At 67.3% G+C, this 22,697-nt stretch carries 21 protein-coding genes; 11 read left to right on the top strand and 10 right to left on the bottom strand.

Going from position 1 to position 22,697, the window contains the following annotated elements; genetic code table 11:
• Positions 1-41: 41 nt before the first annotated feature.
• The 8 genes from DMC64_RS00730 to dnaA all read right to left on the bottom strand — a co-directional run bounded on the left by DMC64_RS00730 (position 42) and on the right by dnaA (position 12,043).
• Positions 42-728, bottom strand: coding sequence for a DUF3566 domain-containing protein (locus tag DMC64_RS00730; protein WP_037333971.1), 687 nt, complete (start codon positions 726-728; stop codon positions 42-44).
• Positions 729-764: 36 nt separating this feature from the next.
• Positions 765-3,290, bottom strand: a complete 2,526-nt coding sequence (gene gyrA, locus DMC64_RS00725) for a DNA gyrase subunit A (protein WP_037333972.1) — start codon at positions 3,288-3,290, stop codon at positions 765-767.
• 50 nt (positions 3,291-3,340) lie between these two features.
• Positions 3,341-5,308 (bottom strand): DNA topoisomerase (ATP-hydrolyzing) subunit B, encoded by a 1,968-nt coding sequence (gene gyrB / locus DMC64_RS00720; protein ID WP_037333973.1) that lies wholly within the window; start codon positions 5,306-5,308, stop codon positions 3,341-3,343.
• Positions 5,309-5,514: 206 nt separating this feature from the next.
• Positions 5,515-6,006, bottom strand: a complete 492-nt coding sequence (locus DMC64_RS00715; RefSeq protein WP_037336115.1) for a DciA family protein — start codon at positions 6,004-6,006, stop codon at positions 5,515-5,517.
• Between the two features lie 274 nt (positions 6,007-6,280).
• On the bottom strand, positions 6,281-7,435 hold the full coding sequence (gene recF, locus DMC64_RS00710) for a DNA replication/repair protein RecF (protein WP_125731377.1): 1,155 nt from the start codon (positions 7,433-7,435) through the stop codon (positions 6,281-6,283).
• 9 nt (positions 7,436-7,444) lie between these two features.
• Positions 7,445-8,335: a phosphogluconate dehydrogenase (NAD(+)-dependent, decarboxylating) gene (gene gnd, locus DMC64_RS00705; protein WP_037333975.1), complete on the bottom strand. Its 891-nt coding sequence runs from the start codon at positions 8,333-8,335 to the stop codon at positions 7,445-7,447.
• A gap of 39 nt (positions 8,336-8,374) precedes the next feature.
• On the bottom strand, positions 8,375-9,508 hold the full coding sequence (gene dnaN, locus DMC64_RS00700; RefSeq protein ID WP_020632653.1) for a DNA polymerase III subunit beta: 1,134 nt from the start codon (positions 9,506-9,508) through the stop codon (positions 8,375-8,377).
• 900 nt (positions 9,509-10,408) lie between these two features.
• Positions 10,409-12,043, bottom strand: a complete 1,635-nt coding sequence (dnaA, locus tag DMC64_RS00695; RefSeq protein WP_037333976.1) for a chromosomal replication initiator protein DnaA — start codon at positions 12,041-12,043, stop codon at positions 10,409-10,411.
• A 602-nt stretch (positions 12,044-12,645) separates the two neighbouring features.
• On the opposite strand from dnaA, the gene rpmH reads away from it, so the two are divergent.
• The 10 genes from rpmH to DMC64_RS00645 all read left to right on the top strand — a co-directional run bounded on the left by rpmH (position 12,646) and on the right by DMC64_RS00645 (position 19,238).
• Positions 12,646-12,789 carry a 50S ribosomal protein L34 gene (gene rpmH / locus DMC64_RS00690; protein WP_005154511.1) on the top strand — a complete coding sequence of 48 codons (144 nt, stop codon included), beginning with the start codon at positions 12,646-12,648 and terminating at the stop codon, positions 12,787-12,789.
• Between the two features lie 23 nt (positions 12,790-12,812).
• Entirely contained in the window at positions 12,813-13,196 is a 384-nt protein-coding gene (gene rnpA / locus DMC64_RS00685; RefSeq protein WP_037333978.1) for a ribonuclease P protein component, read from the top strand.
• 4 nt (positions 13,197-13,200) lie between these two features.
• Entirely contained in the window at positions 13,201-13,506 is a 306-nt protein-coding gene (gene yidD, locus DMC64_RS00680) for a membrane protein insertion efficiency factor YidD (RefSeq protein ID WP_016338357.1), read from the top strand.
• Positions 13,507-13,510: 4 nt separating this feature from the next.
• Complete coding sequence (gene yidC, locus DMC64_RS00675) at positions 13,511-14,611, top strand: membrane protein insertase YidC (RefSeq protein WP_125731375.1); 1,101 nt, start codon at positions 13,511-13,513, stop codon at positions 14,609-14,611.
• A gap of 30 nt (positions 14,612-14,641) precedes the next feature.
• Positions 14,642-15,199 (top strand): R3H domain-containing nucleic acid-binding protein, encoded by a 558-nt coding sequence (locus tag DMC64_RS00670; RefSeq protein WP_007032243.1) that lies wholly within the window; start codon positions 14,642-14,644, stop codon positions 15,197-15,199.
• Between the two features lie 211 nt (positions 15,200-15,410).
• Positions 15,411-16,091 (top strand): 16S rRNA (guanine(527)-N(7))-methyltransferase RsmG, encoded by a 681-nt coding sequence (gene rsmG, locus DMC64_RS00665; protein ID WP_125731373.1) that lies wholly within the window; start codon positions 15,411-15,413, stop codon positions 16,089-16,091.
• 64 nt (positions 16,092-16,155) lie between these two features.
• Complete coding sequence (locus tag DMC64_RS00660; RefSeq protein ID WP_016338354.1) at positions 16,156-17,085, top strand: ParA family protein; 930 nt, start codon at positions 16,156-16,158, stop codon at positions 17,083-17,085.
• Positions 17,082-18,098 carry a ParB/RepB/Spo0J family partition protein gene (locus DMC64_RS00655; RefSeq protein ID WP_037333982.1) on the top strand — a complete coding sequence of 339 codons (1,017 nt, stop codon included), beginning with the start codon at positions 17,082-17,084 and terminating at the stop codon, positions 18,096-18,098. Before DMC64_RS00660 ends, DMC64_RS00655 begins: the two co-directional genes overlap by 4 nt.
• A 64-nt stretch (positions 18,099-18,162) precedes the next feature.
• A complete protein-coding gene (locus tag DMC64_RS00650; RefSeq protein WP_370323651.1) occupies positions 18,163-18,855 on the top strand; it encodes an HAD family hydrolase in 693 nt (230 codons plus the stop codon).
• Entirely contained in the window at positions 18,852-19,238 is a 387-nt protein-coding gene (locus tag DMC64_RS00645; protein WP_125731369.1) for a hypothetical protein, read from the top strand. Before DMC64_RS00650 ends, DMC64_RS00645 begins: the two co-directional genes overlap by 4 nt.
• Before the next feature lie 48 nt (positions 19,239-19,286).
• Here the strand turns inward: DMC64_RS00645 and DMC64_RS00640 are convergent, their stop codons facing one another.
• Positions 19,287-20,237 carry a D-alanine--D-alanine ligase gene (locus DMC64_RS00640; RefSeq protein WP_125731367.1) on the bottom strand — a complete coding sequence of 317 codons (951 nt, stop codon included), beginning with the start codon at positions 20,235-20,237 and terminating at the stop codon, positions 19,287-19,289.
• Positions 20,238-20,271: 34 nt separating this feature from the next.
• A complete protein-coding gene (locus tag DMC64_RS00635) occupies positions 20,272-21,591 on the bottom strand; it encodes a PLP-dependent aminotransferase family protein (RefSeq protein ID WP_037336121.1) in 1,320 nt (439 codons plus the stop codon).
• Between the two features lie 194 nt (positions 21,592-21,785).
• On the opposite strand from DMC64_RS00635, the gene DMC64_RS00630 reads away from it, so the two are divergent.
• Positions 21,786-22,430: an N-acetyltransferase gene (locus DMC64_RS00630; protein WP_125731365.1), complete on the top strand. Its 645-nt coding sequence runs from the start codon at positions 21,786-21,788 to the stop codon at positions 22,428-22,430.
• Positions 22,431-22,697: the final 267 nt, after the last annotated feature.

Here is a 22,697-nt window from a genome sequence, read left to right as displayed (position 1 = left end):
GGAGAAGATTACAGGACGCCTTTCGGCGCCCTGCAACCGGGTCACTCTCGTTCGGAAAGGGTCACTTCCAGGCCTCCCGCGAGGTCGGCGGAGACGTTGTAGATGAAGGCGCTGACGGTGGCCAGCGCCGAGATCAGCACGATGTTGATGGCGCCGAGGATGGCCGCGATCCCGAAGACGCGGCCGGCGCTGATCAACGGGTCGGCCGGCGCGTCGGCCCCTTCTCCGCCGACGAGCGAGGAGTAGGTCCCGTTGAGTTTGTCCCAGACGCCCATGCCGTCGAGGACGGTGTAGAGGACGCCGACGGCGACGAGCCACACGAAGAACAGCGCGACGCCGAGGACGAGGGACAGTTTCAGCACCGACCAGGGGTCGAAGCGTTTGATCTGCAGGCTGGCGCGACGCGGTCCGCGGCCGGGGCGGCGGAGCGCGGTGGGGGCGGCACGGGTGCGGGAGGCCGACGGGATGGCGGAGGGGGCGGGCTCGCCCTCTCCGCTGTCGCCGAAGAGCCTCTTCGCGGCTGTGCCGCTTACCCCGTGATAGTCGGTCACGGTTGTCGCGTCCCGCTTCGGGTCCGAGTGGGCCACGTCTTCGGTGGCGACCGAAGACACCGAGACCGTCTGCTCGCTGGAGCCTTCGGGTTCCCCGGCGCCGCTGTCGCGCTGCCAAGGCGGGCTCGACGAACCCGCCTGCGCGCCGCCTGCTTCGGGCTTCTCGGATGGTGTCACGAGGTGTCAGTCCTTACCCAGTACGTGGGGCGTCGTCTATTCCTGCTCCGACGCCGGGGTTTCTTCTCCTTCAGTACTACCTGCAGTGGCGACGTCTGAGGGCTCGTCCGCGTTGCGTGCGACCGCGAGAAGAGTGGTTCCTTCGTCGAGATTCATCAGCCGCACTCCCTTCGTCTGCCTGCCCGCCTTGCGCACCTGTCCGGCCGAAGTCCGGATCACCCCGCCGCTGGAGGTGATCGCGTAGAGCTCGTCTTCGGCGTCGACGATGACCGCGCCCACCAGCCTGCCACGTTTCTGGTCGTACTGAATGGTGAGCACACCCTTGCCGCCGCGGCCTTGGACCGGGTAGTCCTCGGTCGGGGTGCGCTTGGCGTAGCCGCCGCCGGTGGCGACGAGGAGGAACTTGTCGGGCTGGACGACGTTGATGCCGAGCAGTTCGTCGCCGTCGTTGAACCGCATGCCGAGCACACCGGACGTCGCGCGGCCCATCGGGCGCAGGGCTTCGTCGGTGGCGTGGAAGCGGATCGACTGGCCTTCCGCGGACACGAGGAGCAGGTCGTCCTCGGCGGCCGCGAGGACCGCACCGACCAGCTCGTCGCCTTCGCGCAGGTTGACGGCGATGAGGCCGCCGGCGCGGTTGGAGTCGAAGTCGGTGAGCTTGGTCTTCTTCACCAGGCCGCGGCGGGTCGCGAGCACGAGGTACGGGGCGACCTCGTAGTTCGGGATCTCGATGACCTGGGCGATCTGCTCGTCGGGCTGGAACGCGAGCAGGTTCGCGACGTGCTGGCCGCGCGCGTTGCGGTTGGCCTCGGGCAGGTCGTACGCCTTCGCCCGGTACACGCGGCCCTTGTTCGTGAAGAACAGGATCCAGTCGTGCGTCGAGCAGACGAAAAAGTGCTGGACGATGTCGTCCTGTTTGAGGGTCGCGCCCTGGACGCCCTTGCCGCCGCGTTTCTGCGAACGGTACAGATCTGTTTTCGTTCGCTTGGCGTAACCCGTGCGGGTGATCGTGACGACCACGTCCTCGACCGCGATGAGGTCTTCGACCGAAACCTCGCCGTCGAACGGGATGATCTTGGTGCGCCGGTCGTCGCCGTACTTGTCGACGATCTCCTGGAGCTCCTCGGCGATGATCGCGCGCTGCCGCTCGGGCTTCTCGAGGATGTCCTTGAGGTCGGCGATCTCGAGTTCGATCTCGGCCAGGGTGTCGATGATCCGCTGCCGCTCCAGTGCCGCGAGGCGGCGGAGCTGCATGTCGAGGATCGCGGTCGCCTGGATCTCGTCGACGTCGAGCAGGCTCATCAGCGCGGGCCGGGCCTCTTCGGCCGAGGGCGAGCGCCGGATGAGGGCGATGACCTCGTCGAGCATGTCCAGCGCCTTGACCAGACCGCGCAGGATGTGGGCGCGTTCCTCGGCCTTGCGCAACCGGAACCGGGTCCGGCGGACGATGACGTCGATCTGGTGCTTCACGTAGTGCCGGATCATCTGGTCCAGGCGCAGCGTGCGGGGCACGCCGTCGACCAGGGCCAGCATGTTGACACCGAAGTTCTGCTGCAGCTGGGTGTGCTTGTACAGGTTGTTCAGCACGACCTTGGCGACCGCGTCACGTTTGATCGTGACGACGATCCGCATCCCGCTGCGGCTGTTGGACTCGTCGGCGATGTCGGAGATGCCGGTGAGCTTGCCGTCGCGGACCAGGTTCGCGATGTTCTCCACCAGGTTGTCCGGGTTGACCTGGTACGGCAGCTCGGACACGACCAGGATCGTGCGGCCCTTGGCGTCTTCCTCGACCTCGACGACCGCGCGCATGCGCACGGAACCGCGGCCGGTGCGGTAGGCGTCCTCGATCCCGGAGTTGCCGAGGATCATCGCCTTGGTCGGGAAGTCCGGGCCCTTGATCCGGACCAGCAGCGCGGCGAGCAGCTCGTCGTCGCTGGCCTCGAAGTTCTCCAGCGCCCATTTGACGCCGTCGGCGACCTCGCGCAGGTTGTGCGGCGGGATGTTCGTCGCCATCCCGACCGCGATCCCGGAACCACCGTTGACCAGCAGGTTCGGGAACCGCGACGGCAGGACGTCGGGCTCCTGGGTGCGGCCGTCGTAGTTGTCGGAGAAGTCGACGGTCTCTTCTTCGATGTCCTGCAGCATGTGCATCGCGAGAGGCGCCAGCCGGGACTCGGTGTACCGCATGGCGGCGGCGGGGTCGTTGCCCGACGAACCGAAGTTGCCCTGGCCGTCGATCAGCGGATACCGCAGCGACCACGGCTGGGCGAGCCGCACCAGCGCGTCGTAGATCGCGGAGTCACCGTGCGGGTGGTAGTTGCCCATCACGTCGCCGACGACGCGGGAGCACTTGTTGTACCCGCGGTCGGGGCGGAAGCCGGAGTCGAACATCGAGTACAGCACGCGGCGGTGCACCGGCTTGAGGCCGTCCCGCACGTCCGGCAGCGCCCGCGACACGATGACGCTCATCGCGTAGTCGATGTAGGAGCGCTGCATCTCCTGCTGGATGTCGACCGGTTCGATCCGGTCGTGGTCCGGAGCGGGCGGCAAGGTTTCCGTCATGAGGTCCTTCTCGTGGGAGCAGTCCTAAGGGGACAAAAGAGCGGGGACGTCTAGACGTCCAGGAAACGCACGTCCTTGGCGTTACGCGTGATGAAGGAACGGCGCGCTTCGACGTCCTCGCCCATCAGGACGGAGAACAGGTCGTCGGCCTGCGCGGCGTCGTCCAGGGTGACCTGGCCGAGCAGCCGGTTCGCCGGGTCCATCGTGGTCTCCCACAGCTCTTCGGCGTTCATCTCGCCGAGACCCTTGTAGCGCTGGATCGCGTCGTCCTTCGGCAGCTTCCGGCCGGCCTCGACACCCGCCTGGATGACGGCGTCGCGTTCCCTGTCGGAGTAGGCGTATTCCGGGTCCTGCCGCGGCCACTTGATCTTGTACAGCGGCGGGCGCGAGAGGAACACGTGCCCGTGCTCGATCAGCGGCGGCATGAACCGGAACAGGAAGGTGAGCAGCAGCGTGGTGATGTGCTGGCCGTCGACGTCGGCGTCGGCCATCAGCACGATCTTGTGGTAGCGCAGCTTCTCGATGTCGAACTCTTCGTGGATACCGGTGCCGAGCGCGGTGATCAGCGACTGGACCTCGGTGTTCTTGAGGACGCGGTCGATACGGGCCTTCTCGACGTTGATGATCTTGCCCCGGATCGGCAGGATCGCCTGGTACATCGAGTCGCGGCCTTCCTTGGCCGAACCGCCGGCCGAGTCACCCTCGACGATGTAGAGCTCGCATTCCGACGGGTTGGTCGAGCGGCAGTCCTTGAGCTTGCCGGGCAGCCCGCCGATCTCCAGCGCGCCCTTGCGGCGGACCAGGTCCCGCGCCTTGCGGGCGGCCATCCGCGCCTGTGCCGAGGAGATCGACTTGTTGATGATCGTCTTCGCCTCGGTGGGGTTGCGCTCGAACCAGTCGGCCAGCCATTCGTTCGACGTCTGCTGCACGAACGTCTTGGCCTCGCTGTTGCCCAGCTTGGTCTTGGTCTGGCCTTCGAACTGCGGCTCGGAGAGCTTGATCGAGACGATCGCGGCGAGCCCCTCGCGCACGTCGTCACCGGAGAGGTTGGCGTCCTTCTCCTTGAGCAGCTTCTTCTCGCGCGCGTACGCGTTGACGACGCGGGTGAGCGCGGCGCGGAAGCCCTCTTCGTGCGTACCGCCCTCGTGCGTGTTGATCGTGTTGGCGAAGGTGTACACCGACGGCGTGAAGCCGTTGTTCCACTGCATCGCGACCTCGACTTCGAGGCCGGTTCCCTTGGCCTCGAAGGAGATCACGGAAGCGTGGATCGGGTCCTTGCTGCCGTTGATGTGCTTGACGAAGTCTTCGAGACCGCCCGGGTAGCAGTAGGTCTTCTCCTTGACCCGCGCCGCCTGGCCGGAGGCGTCCGTCTCGGTCTCTTCGTCGGCGACGCGCTCGTCGCGCAGCGAAAGGGTCAGGCCCTTGTTGAGGAAGGCCATCTCCTGGAGACGCCGGGAGATCGTCTCGAAGTTGTACGTCGTGGTCTCGAAGATGTCGCCGTCGGCCCAGAAGGTGATGGTGGTGCCGGTGTCCTCGGCCGGGCCGAGGTCTTCCAGCTCGCCGGGGATCTGGTCGGTGTACACCTGGCGCCAGCTGTGCCCGCCGCGTTTGACCTCCGCGATCAGCTTGGTCGAGAGCGCGTTCACCACGGAGACGCCGACGCCGTGCAGACCACCGGAGACGGCGTAGGAATCGCTGTCGAACTTGCCGCCCGCGTGGAGCACGGTGAGCACGACCTCCAGGGTCGGCTTCTGCTCCTTGGGGTGGATGTCGACCGGGATGCCGCGGCCGTCGTCGACGACACGCACCCCGCCGTCGGCCAGCAAGGTAACCTCGACCTTGGTCGCGTAGCCGGCCATCGCCTCGTCGACGGAGTTGTCGACCACCTCCTGGACGAGGTGGTGGAGGCCGCGTTCACCGGTGGAACCGATGTACATACCGGGACGCTTGCGGACGGCTTCGAGGCCTTCGAGCACCGTGATCGACGACGCGTTGTACTCGCTCTTGTTCTCGGTCACAGGCGTTGATTCTCCTCGTCTCGCCCGAGCGGACGCTCGCTCATCCCCAGTGTACTTGGCCGCGTCCGCAGACATGCGGCAAGGACACCCCTGATTTGCTCACAGGCGCGCTAATTCGTTCGAAGAAGAGTCTTGACGTTCGCGAAGCACTCTGGACGCGTTCTCGGCGCTTTAATGGGCACTGTCGCGGCGAAGCGCAACTCGGGTCAGCCGTACGTGTCACGCGGACCACGTCCCGGGACGTGCCTCGGCCCTTTCCGCCAGCTGGGCGCCGTCGGCCCTTGGATCCGCATCTTCTTCACGACGCCGTTCCCGACGCCTTTGGCGATCTTCGCCAGCAGCTGCCCCTGAAGCAGGCGAAGCTGCGTCGCCCACGCCGTCGAACTCGCGCGGACGGTCAGCTCCCCGTCCTTCAAGGCCACCGGCTGAGCGTGTTCGGCGACCTCTTCACCCACCAGGCGGGCCCAGTGGCCGAAGACCTGACCGTTCGCCAGCCGCGTGTTCCAGCCGCGGTCGACGGCGATCCGGGAGGCGAGCCTGCCGAGCGGCTGCGGGTCGCGGGCGTCGGCTCCCGGCCCTGACCAGCGACGACGTCGCGGGTTCTGACCGACCGAAGCGGCTCCCCCACCGGTGATACGGCCGCGGCGCACGCCCGGTTCAACCCCGCGGGCCTTCGCTTTGGCCTTCGCGGCGTCCAAAGCCGCCCGGGCGAGGTCACGACCAGTAGTCGGTTCTTTGCTTTCAGTATCGGTTGCGCCGTTCGATACCGAGGGGCGATCACTCCGCGTATCGAACAAGGCTCCCTCACTCGGGTTACCACCCGGGTGAGGGGTGTCAAGCCGCTTATCAGGCCCCTTGGTCACGCGGGGCGATAACGCGTTCACGGTGTTATCCACACTGTCCACAGGTTTGTCCCCAGATCGGTGGGCAACTGCTGTGGCGCCGATCACCCGGGGTGTCCGCTTCGCGGGATCACCCTCGGTTGATCTCACCATCCGCCACGAGGAAGCGGTGTCCGGCCAGTTCGGCGGGCACGTCCTCGTCCACGGCGGCGGTCACCAGCACCTGCTCGGCGCCTGCCGCCACCTCCGCCAGCCGGGCGCGGCGACGCCGGTCCAGCTCGGCGAACACATCATCCAGCAGAAGCACCGGTTCCCCGGCCTCGCCACGCAGGAGCTCGTAGCTTCCCAGACGCAACGCGAGGGCGAACGACCAGGACTCCCCATGGCTCGCGTAGCCCTTCGCCGGTGCTTCGCCGAGGATGAGATCGAGTTCGTCCCGGTGCGGGCCGACCATGCTCACCCCGCGTTCGAGCTCCAGGTTCCGCGACCGTTTCAGCGCTTCGACCAGCACTTCCTTGAGGACCGCTTGGTCGGCGCGAGGGCCGTCCGGAGCGCCGTAGCCCTCTGGCATCGCTTCGCCCAGGCTCGACTTGTACGCGATCTTCGCCGGTCTCGAATCGGGCGCGACCCCCATGTAAGCGGAGGCCGCGTACGGCGCGAGGTCGGCGATGAGGTTGAGCCGGGCCGCCAGCAACGCGGCCCCCGCCACCGACAAGTGGTCGTCCCAGACGTCGAGCGTCGACAACGCGTACGGGTCTTCGCGCCCCGTACGCCGCTTACCGGCCGTCTTGAGCAAGGCGTTCCGCTGCTTCAGCACCTTCTCGTAATCGGCGCGGACCCCGGCGTACCGGGGAGCGCGCAGCACGAGGAGTTCGTCCATGAACCGACGGCGCTCCCCGGGATCCCCGCGCACGAGTGCCAGGTCCTCCGGGGAGAACAGCACCGTGCGCAGGATCCCGAGTACGTCACGCGGTTTGCCGACCGCGCCGCGGTTGACCCGCGCGCGGTTCGCCTTGCCGGGCGTGATCTCCAGCTCGACCGTCAGCTCGCGGTCCTCGTTGACCACCGCGACCCTGATCAGCGCGCGTTCGCACCCGTGCCGCACCAACGGCGCGTCGGTCGCGACGCGGTGCGAGCCCAGGGTCGCGATGTAGCCGATCGCCTCGAGGAGGTTCGTCTTGCCGCGGCCGTTCTGTCCGACGAGGACGGTCGGGCCGGGTTCGAGCGCGAGATCGGCTTGTGGCCAGGACCGGAAGTCGGTGACCTGCAGATGTCTTAAGTACAACCCGCTTGCCTAGTCGCCGGCCTTCTTGACCGAGTGCCCGCCGAACTGGTTGCGCAGCGCGGCGACGGCCCGCATCGCGGCGGAGTCCTCCTGGCGCGAGGCGAACCGCGCGAACAGCGCGGCCGAGATGACCGGCGCCGGGACCGCGTTGTTGATCGCCTCTTCCAGCGTCCACCGGCCTTCGCCGGAATCCTCGACGTAGCCCTCGAGGTCGTCCAGCTCCGGGTCCTCGTCGAGCGCGCGGACCAGCAGGTCGAGCAGCCACGAGCGGACGACGGTCCCCCGCTGCCAGCCCTTGATCACCGCGGGCACGTTCTCGACGACCTTCGCGGCTTCGAGCAGCTCGAAGCCTTCGGCGAAGGCCTGCATCATGCCGTACTCGATGCCGTTGTGGATCATCTTCGCGTAGTGACCCGAGCCGACGGCGCCGGCGTGCGAGAAGCCCTCGTCACGCGGGCCCTCGGGACGAAGCGCATCGAAGATCGGCATGGCCTTCTCGACGTCCGAAGCCGCGCCGCCGACCATCAGGCCGTAACCGTTGTCCTTGCCCCACACGCCACCGGAAACGCCGCAGTCGAGGTAACCGACCTTCTTCGCGGCGAGCAGGTCCGCGTTGATCCGGTCGTCGGTGTACTTCGAGTTGCCGCCGTCGATCACGAGGTCGCCCTCGGACAGCAGGTTGCCGAGCTCCGCGACGGTCTGCCGCGTCGGCTCGCCGGCGGGAACCATGATCCAGACGATCCTGGGACCGTCCAGTTTGGACACCATGTCCTCGAGTGAGGTGGAGTCGGTGACGTCGGGGTTGCGGTCGTAGCCGACCACCTCGTGACCGGCCGCGCGCAGCCGCTCACGCATGTTGAACCCCATTTTGCCGAGGCCGATGAGTCCCAGCTGAGCCATGAAGATCCCCTTTGGTGCGAAACAGGAAGTGGAGGCCGGTCAGCCCGGGAGGCGAACCGGCATCAGGAGGTACAGGTAGCCGGGGACGACGTTGCCCTCCTCGTCGGCGGGCTTGATCAGCGCCGGCCGGTTCGGCGTGGTGAACGTCAGTTCCGCCCGGTTCGCGTTCAGCGCGCCGAGCCCGTCGACGAGGTAACCCGGGTTGAACGCGATGGTCACCGGCTCACCCTCGTAGTCGACCTGAAGCTCTTCTTCGGCCGAACCCTCGTCGTCGCCACCGGCGGAGAGCCGCAGCGAACCGTCGTTGAACTCCAGCCGCACCTGGGTGCCACGCTCGGCGACGAGCGAAACACGCTTGATGGACTCGGCGAGCGCGGAGACCTCGATGACCGCGCGCGACGTGTGCTGCGCGGGCAGCAGCTGCCGGTACGGCGGGAACTCCGCGTCGAGGAGGCGCGTCGTGGTGTAGCGACCGGAACCGGAGAGACCGAGCAGGCCTTCGCCGCTGGCGAGCGCGAGCCGGATCTTGGCACCGCTGGCGCCGAGCGTCTTCGCGGCCTCGGCGAGCGTGCGCGCCGGGACGAGTACGGCGGCGTCGGACAGGCCCTCGGCGGGCTCCCAGGTGAACTCGCGCATCGCGAGCCGGAAGCGGTCGGTGGCGACCAGGGTCAGCGAGGAGCCGGAGATCTCCAGGCGCATACCGGTCAGCATCGGGAGGGTGTCGTCCTTGCCCGCGGCGACGACGACCTGGGTGACGGCCTGGCCGAACGCGTCACCGGTGAGTTCACCGGCGAAGGCGGGCTGGGACGGGAGCTGCGGGTAGTCCTCGACCGGCATGGTCGGCAGGGAGAAGCGCGCGGAGCCGCAGGTGATGGTCGCGCGGGCGCCGTCGACGGAGATCTCGACCGGCTGCGCGGGCAGCGACTTGGTGATGTCGGCCAGCAGACGGCCGGAGACCAGCAGACGGCCGCCGTCGGCGATGGTGGCCGGGACGCCGACCGTGGCGGAGACCTCGTAGTCGAATCCGGAGACGGTGAGGGCGTCACTCGTCCCGTCGGATCCAGCATCGAGCAGGACACCGCCCAGAACCGGGACCGGAGGCCGCGACGGGAGGCTTCTCGCCACCCACGCGACGGCGTCGGCCAGCCCGTCACGCTCGACGCGGATCTTCATGCGCGCTTCCTTTCGACAGCCGAGCCCCTGACGGCTCGAAAGCTCAACGGGTCACCTCGGCCGGAGAGCGCGATGGCCAGGTGCCTCGCAGGTGTGTTCGGTCCGCGCGAGGACGCGAACGCACGTCGACACGCAGACCAGGTGCAGGGACCCACGTTAGGCCGTCCCCGGGGTCCACGTCACCTCGGCCTCCCCTTGCTTTTGTCGACAAGACGACACGGCTCCCCGGCTGTCCCCAACTTCGTCCTTCGCCTGTTTTTGTTTTGTTCTCTTCTAGAGAAGAAGAAAAGACAGCAGTAGTAATAGGTGTTGTGGATTGTGTGGACAAGGCCCGTTCGCGCAGGTCCGAGCGCCTCCGAGCCTGTGGACTCCGGGTGTGTACGGACGGTGGACAGCTGGGGGCGTCCGTGGATGGATTCGGGCGGCGCTCGATCTGTCCACAGTCATCCACAGTTGTCCCCACGGTTATCCCCAGTTGTGGGGCGGTTTGTACCCAGGGTTGTGGGCGGCGTTCGTGACCGGAATCGCTCGGGAGAGTGATTGATGCAGCCCGCATCACCCTTGTGCACAAGATGTGGGCAACCTGGGGACAGCGTGTGGATCTTGGTGTGGAAATGCTGTGGATTGCCTGTGAGTGCGATGTGGACGGAAATCCCGTCGCCGCTGGTCCGTCGACCACCGGAGTTGTGCACAAGCTGCCCACAGCATGTGGATTCCTTTGTACACAAGGAAAAACGCGAAGGCGACTCAAGCGCGCTTCGCCTCCTTCGCGCCCTTCGCCGCTTCTCCTCATGTACCCGTGCTTCGCGGCTCTACACGCGTTTTCGGGCCTATGTGGACACGAAGAAGGGGCTCCCACCTGGACGGTGAGAGCCCCTGAAAGCGTTGTGTACTAAAGGATTACTGCCTGGCGCGCTGCTTGATCCTGGAGGTCAGCTCCTGGACCTGGTCGTAGATGCGCCTTCGTTCGGCCATCTCCTTGCGGATCTTCTTGTCCGCGTGCATGACCGTGGTGTGGTCGCGGCCGCCGAAGGTCTGCCCGATCTTCGGGAGCGACATGTCGGTCAGCTCGCGGCAGAGGTACATCGCGATCTGGCGTGCGGTGGCGAGCGCCTTCGTCTTGCCGGGGCCGCAGAGGTCGTCGAGCGTCACGTCGAAGAACTCGGACGTGACACCCATGATGGTCGGCGCGGTGATCTCCGGCGCGTGCGAATCCGGGATGAGGTCCCGGAGCACGATTTCGGCGAGGGCCACGTCGACCGGCTGCTGGTTCAGCGACGCGAAGGCGGTGACGCGGATGAGCGCGCCTTCGAGTTCCCGGATGTTCGCCTCGACGCGCGAAGCGATGAACTCCAGGACCTCGCCGGGAACCGCGAGCCGGTCTTGAGCCGCCTTCTTGCGAAGGATCGCGATACGCGTTTCGAGTTCCGGCGGCTGGATGTCGGTGATGAGACCCCACTCGAACCGCGTGCGCAGCCGGTCTTCCAGCGTTTCGAGGCGCTTCGGCGGGCGGTCGGAGGAGACGACGATCTGCTTGTTCGCGTTGTGGAGGGTGTTGAAGGTGTGGAAGAACTCTTCCTGCGTACCTTCTTTGCCTTCCAGGAACTGGATGTCGTCGACGAGCAGGATGTCGATGTCGCGGTAGCGGCGCTGGAACGCGACCTTGCGGTCGTCTCGCAGCGAGTTGATGAAGTCGTTGGTGAACTCTTCGGTCGACACGTACCGCACGCGCATGCCGGGGAACAGCCGCTGGGCGTAGTGCCCGACGGCGTGCAGCAGGTGGGTCTTCCCGAGTCCGGACTCTCCCCAGATGAACAGCGGGTTGTACGCGCGCGCCGGTGCTTCGGCGACGGCGACCGCGGCCGCGTGCGCGAAGCGGTTCGACGCGCCGATGACGAAGGTGTCGAACGTGTACTTCTCGTTGAGCTTCGTCTTCGACGTCTGCGGCTGCGCCGGCGCGGTATAGGGCTGGCCCGCGATCGGCTGACCGGAGAACGTCGGCCAGATCTCGGTCACGGCGGCGAGGGCCTCGCCCTCTTCGTCGACTTCTTCATCGCTGTCATCGCCATCGTTGAGGCTGTTGTCCACCGGCTGCTGCCTCGGCGGCCTCGGCTTCGGAGGCTCGGGCCGGGGCCTGGTCGGGGACAGCATGCCGTCACCCTCGGGCAACGGAGGAGGACCCGGCACCGGGCCGGACCCGTTTTCCACCCGGCTGGGTGACGTCGGTTCGTAGCGAGGCCCCGGCGAGGGCGGGGGCATCGAAGTGTGGGGTTCGGTGCTGTCGACCTTCACCGCGAGCGAGACCGCGCGGCCGAGCCGGCGCGAAAGGGCTTCGGTGATCGCTCCGCGCAGGGCGCGTTCGATCGCTTCCTTGGCGAAGTCACTGGGGGCGGCGAGGAGCGCGGTGCCGTCGAGGAGGCCGATCGGCCGGGTCACCCGCATCCAGGCGCGCTGCTGCGGGGAGAGGGTGCCATCCGACAGCTCGCGCACGACCTGTTCCCAGATGACGCCAAGATTGTGCTGGTGATCGGACACCTGCCTGACTCCCCTCCCCTCGTCGGTGCGCTGCGGCGAGATCACTCAGCGGCCCGAACGCCGGGTCGAGCGTCATCATGGCCCGGTCGGCTCGCGCGCACAGCAAATATCCACATAGTTGTCCACAGCTGTGCACTAATGTACGGCGGCCCGCGGTGACGCCACCTGCGGGATCGTCGTATGCCGACGGGATGCCTCCACATCCCCAAGGACACCCGGGCGCCTGCACCGTTCCACCTCGGCGAAAACCCGGGAGGGGCACGCTAACAAGCCCCGCTCGTTGCCACAAGGCGTCCTCGCGCGCAAGCATTTCACGGTGTACGGCGTGTTGCCATTCGATGCCCTCGCGTCGTCGGTGATCACTCTCCACGTACGGTCGCGGTCCGTGGTCGAGGGGGTGCCTGCCGGGCCCGGGTGGTGGGTGCGTACCCTCGTAAGGTCTCCCGTATACAGCGGGGGCGTTTCGCGTGCCCACGTTGTCGTCGCTCGACGTGACGAGGCCACACGTTGGTAGGAGACACCAGAGACTGCCGTGCGTCAGCACGACACGCCAGGAACGGGTCGAACCGTTCCCGGCGGCCGAGAAACAGGAGAAGTTAGTCGTGAGCAAGGGTAAGCGCACCTTCCAGCCGAACAACCGCCGCCGCGCCCGGGTCCACGGATTCCGGCTGCGCATGCGGACCCGCGCCGGCCGGGCCATCCTGGCGGCTCGCCGTCGCAAGGGCCGCGGCGCGCTGTCCGCCTGATCCGGCCGTCGTCGAGGGACGTCGTGCTGCCGGCCGCCGCGAGGTTGCGGCGCAGTGAGGATTTCCGTGCCGTGATGCGGCGTGGGGCCAAGGCAGGCAGGCGCCGCCTCGTCGTCCATGCGTTGACCACGGACCCGCCCGATGCCGCCGAAGCGGCGCGGGCGGGTTTTGTGGTGAGCAAGGCCGTGGGCAATTCGGTGGTCCGCCACCGGGTCACCCGCCGGTTGAGGCATCTCGTTTCCGCCAGGATCGGAACACTGCCGCCGGGCAGCTCGTTGGTGATACGGGCACTACCTCCGGCCGCGGACGCGTCCAGCGCGGAACTCGGCTCGGACCTCGACGCGTCGTTGCGGCGTCTCGGGCTGTCCCGCCAGACGCGTCCACCCGACCACGGATCAGCGGTGTAACGGCATGCGAGCCACCGAGAACGAGACCACCGAAGACGCCCGCCCGGGCCCGGTGGCATGGGTGCTGCTCCTGCCCATCAAGCTGTACCGCAAGGCGATCTCCCCTTTCCTTCCTCCGGCGTGCAGGTTCTACCCGAGCTGTAGCGCGTACGCCGTCGAGGCACTGACCCGGCACGGCGCCGGCCGCGGCACTTACCTCGCGGTCCGGCGGCTGCTGCGCTGTGGCCCGTGGACCATGCCCGGCCGCGATCCGGTACCCGAGACGTTCTCGTGGCGCCACCGCCGACCTGAAACACCGATCGAGGAGTAGCTCAGTGCTCGACTTCATCTACTACCCCGTGTCCTTCATCTTGTGGTGTTGGCACAAGGTCTTCGGGCTCGTGTTCGGTGAGGCGAACGCGGTCTCCTGGATCCTCGCGATCATCTTCTTGACGTTCACGGTCCGCGGCATCATGTTCAAGCCGTTCGTGAACCAGGTCCGGTCGATGAAGAAGATGCAGGACTTCGCGCCGGAAATGAAGAAGATCCAGAAGAAGTACGCGAACGACCGGCAGCGCCAGGCGATGGAGATGCAGAAGCTCCAGAAGGAGCACGGCGTCAACCCGCTGGGCAGCTGCCTGCCGATGCTGCTTCAGATCCCGGTCTTCATCGGTCTGAACCACGTCCTGCGGATGTTCACCATCAACCCGTACGGCGGCCCGAAGACCGAGAACTACTTCTTCGATCAGGCCGGCGTCGAGTCGTACGTTCACGCGAAGCTGTTCGGCGTCAACCTCGGCGACGCGATCTACACCGGTGTCGACATGGTCAGCGGCGGCAACGCTCCCGCGGGCTTCCACTGGTACGTCGCCCCGGTCGCGATCCCGCTGATGATCGTCGCCAGCATCGCCACGCACCTCACCGCGCGTCACTCGGTCCAGCGCCAGAACCCCGAGTCGGCCACCCCGCAGACCGCGATGATGAACAAGCTGACGATGTACATCTTCCCGCTCGGTGTCCTCATCTTCGGTGCGCTGTTCCCGGTCGGCCTCCTCTTCTACTGGCTCGCCAACAACGGCTGGACCCTGATGCAGCAGCGTCTCGTCTACACGCGGATCGACAAGGAAGAAGAGGCCCGCAAGGAAGCCGAGAAGGAGAAGCGCGCGAACCTCGGTCCGAAGCCGGGCCAGAAGCCGACCGCGCCCCGCCCCGGCCAGAAGCCGGTCCAGCAGAAGAAGAACAAGCCGTCCTCCGGTGGTCAGGTCAAGAAGGCGGGCTCGCCGCACGGCTTCGCCCAGACCGGTTCCTCCGCGAAGAAGAAGGACGCCAACGACGCAACAGCCGAGTCGTCGACGAACGGCTCGAAGGAGAACGGTGCGGACGTGCCCGGTCTCATCTCGGACTCGACTAAGAAATCGGACCGGAAGCGTCGCTGACGCCGATCCGGGCCGGAGAGGAGACCAGTAATGGCGGAGACGATCGACACGATCGACGCCGAGGAGAACAGCGCGGCCGAGGTTGAGGGCGCCGCTGAAGAGACCGCTCGCAAGGGAGGTGTCGACGACGACGTCCTCGTCAAGGAGGGCGACATCGCCGGCGACTACCTCGAGCGGCTGCTCGACCTTTTGGACTACGACGGCGACATCGACCTCGATGTCGAAGCGGGCCGCGCGATCGTCAGCATCGACGGCGGCGAGGACCTGGAGAAGCTCGTCGGTCCCCGCGGCACCGTGCTGGAGGCGCTGCAGGAACTGACGCGGCTGGCGGTGCAGCAGGAGACCGGTTCGCGGAGCCGGCTGATGCTGGACATCGCGGGCTGGCGCGCGGACCGTCGCGAGGAGCTCCGCGAGCTCGGTCGCTCGACCGCCGAGACGGTCGTCTCCTCCGGCGAGCGCGTGCGGCTGCAGCCGATGAGCCCGTTCGAACGGAAGGTCGTGCACGACGCGGTCGCCGCCGTGGACGGCGTCAAGAGCGAGAGCGAAGGAGAGGACCCGAAGCGCCGGGTCGTCATCTTCCCCGCCTGACGATTACTCGAAGGAAGCGGCCCGCCGGTCATCCGGCGGGCCGCTTCTTCGTTTGCGGGGTGAATTACACGCGTGGCGTTTCACGTGAAACGCGCTGAGGCGAGTGGAGTTGTCCACAACTTCGGACTGTCTCCCCGCTTTGCGCTCGGCGTCATGGACAATCAGTGGAGCGCGTTTCACGTGAAACGGCGTCGAGGGTTGAGGAGCGAGAGTGGGCTTGGACGGGGTCGCCGCATCGGTACGGAGTGCGGCGTCGGAAGTATTCGGAGACCGCGTCGAGCAAGCCGCCGGCTACGTCGAACTCCTGGAGCGGCATGGCGTCGAGCGCGGGCTCATCGGGCCCCGCGAGGTCGACCGGCTGTGGGAGCGGCACGTCCTCAATTCCGCCGTGATCGGTGAGCGTATCCCCGACGGCGCCCGCGTGGTCGACGTCGGCTCGGGTGCGGGACTTCCGGGTGTACCGCTCGCGATCAGCCGACCGGACCTCGATATCGTTCTGCTCGAACCGATGGCTCGCCGGGTCGACTGGCTGGCCGAGGTTGCCGAGAAGCTGGAACTCCCCATCACCGTTGTCCGCGGGCGCGCGGAAGAGCGGCAGGTACGTGAGGAGCTCGGTGGCGCGGATGTCGTCACCGCCCGGGCGGTCGCTCCCTTGGCCCGGCTCGCGAACTGGTGCCTCCCGCTCGTGCGTTCCCAAGGTGCTCTGGTCGCCCTCAAAGGAGCGAGCGCCGGAGAGGAAATCGAACGCGATCGCGCCGCCGTCCGGAAGGCCGGCGGCGGCGAACCGGAAGTCTTCGAGTGCGGCACCCAGGTGCTCGAGGTTCCGAGCACGGTCGTCGTGATCCACCGTCTGCCCCCGAAACCGTCTCGACCGCGCGGCAGGCGCAGCTAGACCGGTTCCACGTGAAACAACGCAGAACGACTCTCACGTCCACTACAGAGGAGGCTCGAGACCGGTGACTCCCCCGCCGTCCGACCCTGCGAGCGCCGGCCAGGAACTCGGCTGGACGCCCATCGCCGAAGAAGCCGTCCGCGCCGCCAGCGTGCTGCACCCCAAGGAGGGTGCGCTCCCCCGGCCGAACCGTCGGCGAGTGCTGACGGTCGCCAACCAGAAGGGCGGCGTCGGCAAGACGACGAGCACGGTGAACCTCGCCGCCGCCCTCGCCGTCCACGGGCTCAAGACGCTCGTGATCGACCTGGACCCTCAGGGCAACGCGAGCACCGCGCTCGACATCGACCACCGCTCCGGCACGCCGTCGATCTACGAGGTGCTGATCGGTGAGGTGTCGCTGGCCGAGGCGGCGGCGCAGAGCGAGCAGTCGCCCAACCTCTACTGCGTGCCCGCGACCATCGACCTCGCCGGTGCCGAGATCGAACTCGTCTCCATGGCGTCCCGCGAGATGCGGCTCAAGGAGGCGCTCTCGTCCGAGATCCTCGACGAGATCGGCGTCGACTACGTCTTCATCGACTGCCCGCCGTCGCTCGGTCTGCTGACCGTCAACGCGATGGTCGCCGCGCAGGAGGTGCTGATCCCGATCCAGTGCGAGTACTACGCGCTCGAAGGTCTGGGACAGCTGCTGAGCAACATCGAGCTCGTCCAGGCGCACCTGAACCGCGAACTCAGCGTCTCCACGATCCTGCTCACCATGTACGACGGCCGGACGAAGCTGGCCGATCAGGTGACGAACGAGGTCCGGAACCACTTCGGGGACACTGTTCTCAAGACGGTGATCCCGCGCAGTGTGAAGGTCTCGGAGGCGCCCGGATACGGGCAGACCGTCCTCGCGTACGACCCGGGTTCACGGGGCGCGATGAGCTACGTCGACGCGGCGAAGGAGATCGCCCAGCGCGGTGTGGAGATGAAGGAAAGGAGCGGTACGGCATGAGCGAGCGCAGAGGAGGGCTCGGGCGCGGGCTCGCCGCCCTGATCCCCACCGGCCCTCCGGCGGGTTCGGCGGCTCCCGCCGAGAACGGCTCCCCGGTCCCCTCCGCTCCCGCGAGCAAGCCCGCGGGGCCGGACGACAAGGGCTGGTTCGCGGCCAACGGCGCGGCCGGTTCGCACGGCGGATCGGTCGCCGGCGCGGTCTACCGCGAGGTGCCGGTCAGCCAGATCAAGCCGAACCCGAAGCAGCCGCGGCAGGTCTTCGACGAGGACGCGCTCAACGAGCTGGAGCACTCGATCCGCGAGTTCGGGCTCATGCAGCCCATCGTGGTCCGGGAGCTCGGCAACGACGAGTACGAACTCGTCATGGGCGAGCGGCGGCTGCGCGCCTCCCAGTTGGCGGAGCTGGAGGCGATCCCGGCGATCGTCCGGCAGACCGCCGACGAGGCGATGCTGCGCGACGCGCTGCTGGAGAACATCCACCGCGTTCAGCTCAACCCGCTCGAAGAGGCGGCCGCGTATCAGCAGCTGCTCGACGAATTCGCGGTCACACACGAGGAGCTGGCGAGCCGGATCGGGCGCAGCCGCCCGGTCATCACGAACACGATCCGCTTGCTCAAACTCCCCCTCGCGGTCCAGCGCCGGGTCGCTGCCGGAGTGCTTTCGGCGGGCCACGCGCGGGCGCTGCTCTCTCTGGAGGACGCCGACAGTCAGGAAGAGCTGGCCGCGCGGATCGTCGCGGAGGGCATGTCGGTCCGCGCGACCGAGGAAGCCGTCACGCTCAAGAAGAGTGAAAAGCCGGCCAAGCCGAAGCCCGCTCCCCGCAAGCCGATCCAGGCGCCCGGTCTCCAGGAACTGGCGAACCGGCTTTCGGATCGGTTCGACACCCGCGTGAAGGTCGACTTGGGGCGCCGCAAGGGGCGGATCACCCTCGAATTCGGCTCGGTTGACGATCTTGAACGCATCGTGGCACTCATGGATCAAAATCAGGCAAATCAGACACCGGAAACCGATTAGGGATCATCCCGGGTCGTTTTGTCACGGTGACGATAGCTGAGTGCTGATGAATCAGTGACGCTAAGTGCTTGAACTGGGGGCAAGTGTGAAGGGGCTCTTCGGCGGTCGAAATCCGCGCGCGGTCGTCTTCGACTGCGACGGATTGCTCATGGACACCGAACCGTGTTGGTCCGTCGCCGAGACCGAACTGTTCGCGCGGCGCGGGCTCCCCTTCGGCGCGGACGAGAAGGCGTTGGTGATCGGCAAGTCGCTCCCGGCCGCCGCCGACGCGATGGCGGAGGCGTTCGGTGAACCGGACGCCGGCGCCGAGATCGCGGACGAGTTGCTGAGGTTGGTGACCGAGGTCGTCACCGCGAAGGCGGAGGCGATGCCCGGCGCGCGCGAGTTGGTCGAACTGACGGCCGCCGCCGTCCCGGTCGCCGTCGCGAGCAACTCGCCCCGAGCCCTGTTGGACGCCGCACTCGCTCGCGGCGGCCTGGCGGCAATGTTTCCCGTGAAACTGGCCGCCGACGAGGTAACCGCGCCGAAGCCGGACCCCGAGATGTACTTGACCGCTTGTGCCCTCTTGGACGTCGAGCCCGCCGACGCTCTCGCGTTCGAGGACTCCATGACCGGCCTTCGGTCCGCGCGAGCGGCCGGCGTGCCCGTCATCGGGGTTCCCACGTTGAAGCACCAGGACTTCCCCGCGGACGTCGTGATCGGATCCCTGCGCGACGAAGAGCTGTTGTCCTGGGTGCGCGGGTGGCCTCGCCGATGACCGTGCTCCCCTTCGTCCGCTTCCAGAGCCCGACCCGCGACGCACGAGGAAACTTCACCGGGGTCTTCGGTCTCGTCAACGGGCTCGCCCGCGCCGGACGCCTCACCGTCGAGCAGGAAGCGTTCCGGCGGACGAACAACGACTGGTACGACGCGAACTTCACCAACCCAGCGCACGCCGACCCGAGCGTCTACGACGCGGAAGTCAATCCCGGCGCCGCGGCGTGGTTCAAAGCGACCGCTCGTGTCTTCATCGACCGAGTCGATGGCTACCTGTCGATCCTGGAGACGCACGACGTTCCGTGCGAAACCGTCTGGTCGGCGAACCCGGGACAGGTCATCTACGAGGATGAGCACCAGATCGTCGTCGTGGCCCGGAAATAGAAAAGGGGACTCGCCCGCCGTGGGCAAGTCCCCTTCTTTGAATCCGATTCAGCTCTTGCGGGAAATCGCCCGTCCGACGAGGTCGGCGAAGACCGAGCCGAGGGTGGAACCGGCCGCCTCGATCGCCACCGGCACGATCGACGTCTCGGTGAGACCAGGCGAGGGGTTCACCGCGAGGAAGTGGACCGTGCCGTCTTCGGTGATCACCGCGTCGGTGCGGGAGATGTCGCGAAGGCCGAGTTGCCGGTGCACGGCGACGGCCAGCTCACCGACCGCCTTGGCCGCGTCATCGGGAATCCGTGCCGGGGTGAAGAAATCGGTCAGTCCGGCGGTGTAGCGGGCGGTGTAGTCGTACACGCCGCTCTCAGGCACGATCTCGACCGCGGGCAGGGCTTCGGGTCCATCTTCGCCTTCGATGACCGTGACGGCCACCTCGACGCCCGAAACGAACTTCTCGGCGAGGACGGTGTCGCCGTAAGCGAAGCAGCCGACCATCGCGCCGGGCATTTCCGCGGCGTCCTTGACCACCTGGGCGCCCAGCGCAGACCCGCCCTGGTCGGGCTTCAGGATCATGGGCAGGCCCAGCGTGTCGACCATCGAGTCCAGCACGGCTTGCGCCCCGAGCTCGCGGAAGGTGCTGTGCGGCAGCACCACCCAGTCCGGCGTGGTGAAGCCCGCGTCGGCGACGAGAGCCTTGGCCGTCGGCTTGTCCCACGCGCGACGGCAGCCCCGCGAACTGGTGCCCACGTAAGGCACGTCGAGCATCTCCAGGATCGTCTGCACCGCGCCGTTCTCCCCTTCACCACCGTGAAGGGCGACGATGGCCGCGTCGGGCCGCTGGGTACGAAGGCGTTCGAGCAGACCCGCGTCGGTGTCCCACTCTTCGACGACGAGGCCTTCCGCCCGCAACGCGACCGAGAGCCGACGCCCGGAGCGGAGAGAGACGTCGCGTTCGTGGGAAAGGCCGCCTGCGAGTACGGCAACGGTGCGGTCGACCACCGAGACTCCTTTGTGCTTGGGGACGTCCGGTCGATCAGACCGTGTCCGGAGAGGGGTTCTGCGGCCCCGAGATCGAGCGTGGGCTCGCGTTACCGAAGGTACGCGCCAGGTCCATTTCGGACTCGAGCACCGCGGCAAGCCGCCGGACGCCTTCGCGGATCCGTTCGGGCGTCGGGTAGCAGTAGGAAAGACGAAGCTGTCTGCTGCCGAATCCGTCGGCGTAGAAACCGGTTCCGGAGGCGTACGCGACCCGGGCCGTGACGGCTCTCGGCAGCATCGCCTTCGTGTCCACGCCTTCGGGGACGGTCATCCAGACGTAGAAACCGCCGTCGGGTTTGGTCCAGCTGCAGCCGGCGGGCATGTGCTGTTCGAGCGCGGACAGGATCGCGTCCCGGCGCTCCCGGTAGTTTTCGCGGAAGGTCTTGATCTGACCCATCCAGTCGTGAGTCGAGAGGTATCGCGACACGATCAACTGGTTAAGCGTAGGCGGACAAAGGGTCGCGGACTCGGCCGCGAGCACGAGCTTCTCCCGGACGGCGTGCGGTGCGAGCACCCAGCCGACCCGAAGGCCCGAGGCGAACGTCTTCGAGAAAGAGCCCAGGTACACGACGTTGTCGGGGTCGATCGAGCGGAGCGCCGGGTACGTCTGACCGCTGAAGCCGAGCAGACCGTACGGGTTGTCCTCGACGATGAGGATGTCGTTCTCGCGGCAGATCTCCACGATCTCCGCGCGCCGCTCGACGGCCAGCGTGACGCCGCCGGGGTTGTGGAAGTTCGGGATCGTGTAGAGGAACTTGACCCTGCGGCCGGCCTTCCGCGTTTCCGCGAGCGCGGCGCGCAGTCCGTCGGGGACCAGGCCGTGGTCGTCCATCGCCACGTGGACGACGTCCGCCTGATACGCGGCGAACGAGCCGAGCGCGCCGACGTACGACGGGCCCTCGGCGATGATGACGTCGCCCGGATCGCAGAACAGCCGGGTGACCATGTCGAGCCCCATCTGGGAGCCGACCGTCACGACGACGTCGTCCGGGTGGGCCTTGATGCCTTCGAGGGCCATGATTTCGCAGATCTGCTCGCGCAGGGCGGGGACGCCGTGCGCTGAGCCGTACTGGAGCGCGACCAGGCCGTCTTCGGCGATGAGCTCGCCGACCTGCGCGGACAGCGTGTCCAGCGGAAGCGCGGCGAGGTTCGGCATCCCGCCGGCGAGCGATACCACTTCGGGGCGGCTGGCCACCGCGAACAACGCCCTGATCTCGGAAGCAGTCATCCCGGCCGTACGCGCGGCGTAGCGGTCGAGATGAGGGTCGAGGTTGTGGCGGCCGGGCTCCGGCCGGACAGGGCGATTCTCGGTCATCAGGCGCTTCACCCGGCTTCGAAGTGGACATAGTCGCTACCGACTGGTAGTTCCATCGAGTGTAACCACCCTCCCTCTAGGGGCCCTGGCCTTCCGGTGTTCATCACATCGGCCTATCCTCGGTTCGGACCCCTTCGGTGAGCCCTGCTCGGGACAAGGCTGCGTCGGGTGTCGTCATTCAGGGAGGTTTGTCTGTGTCGCGTCGCGTCGTGGGCGTAACCCTGGACAACCTCGAGCACCTGCCCAAGAGCTGCCGCCGCTGCGTGTACTGGGAGCTGGCGCCGCATATGAAGGCGCAGGCCGAGGAATACGGCGCGACCGAGGTCGAAAAGGAAGCTTGGGTCTCCAGCGTGCTGCTGGAGTGGGGTTCCTGCGGCCGGATCGTCTACAGCGACACCTTGCCCGTCGGTTTCGTGCTTTACGCGCCGCCGAACGCCGTGCCGCGTTCGCTGGCCTTCCCGACTTCGCCTCCCGGCCCGGACGCGGTTCTGCTGACCGCTTTCCAGGTGCTTCCCGAATTCCGAGGTGGCGGTCTCGGCCGGATGCTGGTGCAGGCCGTCGCGAAGGATCTGACCAAACGCGGTGTCCGCGCGATCGAAGCGTTCGGTGACGCCAAGCCCGACGAGACCGATCCGGACGGCGGGCACAGCTGTGTGCTGCCCGCCGCGTTCCTGCAGAGCGTCGGGTTCAAGACCGTGCGGCCGCATCCGCGGTGGCCGCGGCTGCGACTGGAACTGCGGTCGGCGATTTCGTGGAAGGAAGACGTGGAGGCGGCCCTCGAGCGGCTGCTCGGCCAGGTCTCCATCACGACGGCCGAGCCGAGCCTGGGCCGCGCCTGATCTTCTTCGCCGGCGCCATTTAGCAGAGTTTTCGAGCGCGCGCAGCAGCCATCCCCCGGCCTGGGGACAGCTGTGGGTAACCCGCCGAGTTATCCACAGATCGCTGCTAGGAGCGGTGGAAAATCTGTGGATGGGTAGGCTGGACCTGGGGACGCCCCCCGGGAAGGGCGGGGGCTGCGCGCCGGGTGGATCTAGGGGTGGCGTGGTCGGCCGAGGGGGCACACAACCGGTTGTGCCGAGGGCGTCGGCAGAGGGATGTGCGCCCGC

The organism is Amycolatopsis sp. WAC 04197, from assembly GCF_003947475.1.
GTDB lineage: Bacteria > Actinomycetota > Actinomycetes > Mycobacteriales > Pseudonocardiaceae > Amycolatopsis > Amycolatopsis japonica.
The sequence above is the reverse complement of the archived record's forward strand: the minus strand, read 5'-3'. Positions and strand labels throughout refer to the sequence as shown.

Bases quoted from the DNA above. Each gene is read 5' to 3' on its own strand.
- dnaN (WP_020632653.1), bottom strand. From the start codon at position 9,508: ATGAAGATCCGCGTCGAGCGTGACGGGCTGGCCGACGCCGTCGCGTGG.
- DMC64_RS00655 (WP_037333982.1), top strand. From the start codon at position 17,082: ATGAGCGAGCGCAGAGGAGGGCTCGGGCGCGGGCTCGCCGCCCTGATC.
- DMC64_RS00670 (WP_007032243.1), top strand. From the start codon at position 14,642: ATGGCGGAGACGATCGACACGATCGACGCCGAGGAGAACAGCGCGGCC.
- DMC64_RS00645 (WP_125731369.1), top strand. From the start codon at position 18,852: ATGACCGTGCTCCCCTTCGTCCGCTTCCAGAGCCCGACCCGCGACGCA.
- gnd (WP_037333975.1), bottom strand. From the start codon at position 8,335: ATGGCTCAGCTGGGACTCATCGGCCTCGGCAAAATGGGGTTCAACATG.
- gyrA (WP_037333972.1), bottom strand. From the start codon at position 3,290: ATGACGGAAACCTTGCCGCCCGCTCCGGACCACGACCGGATCGAACCG.
- yidD (WP_016338357.1), top strand. From the start codon at position 13,201: ATGCGAGCCACCGAGAACGAGACCACCGAAGACGCCCGCCCGGGCCCG.
- DMC64_RS00635 (WP_037336121.1), bottom strand. From the start codon at position 21,591: ATGACCGAGAATCGCCCTGTCCGGCCGGAGCCCGGCCGCCACAACCTC.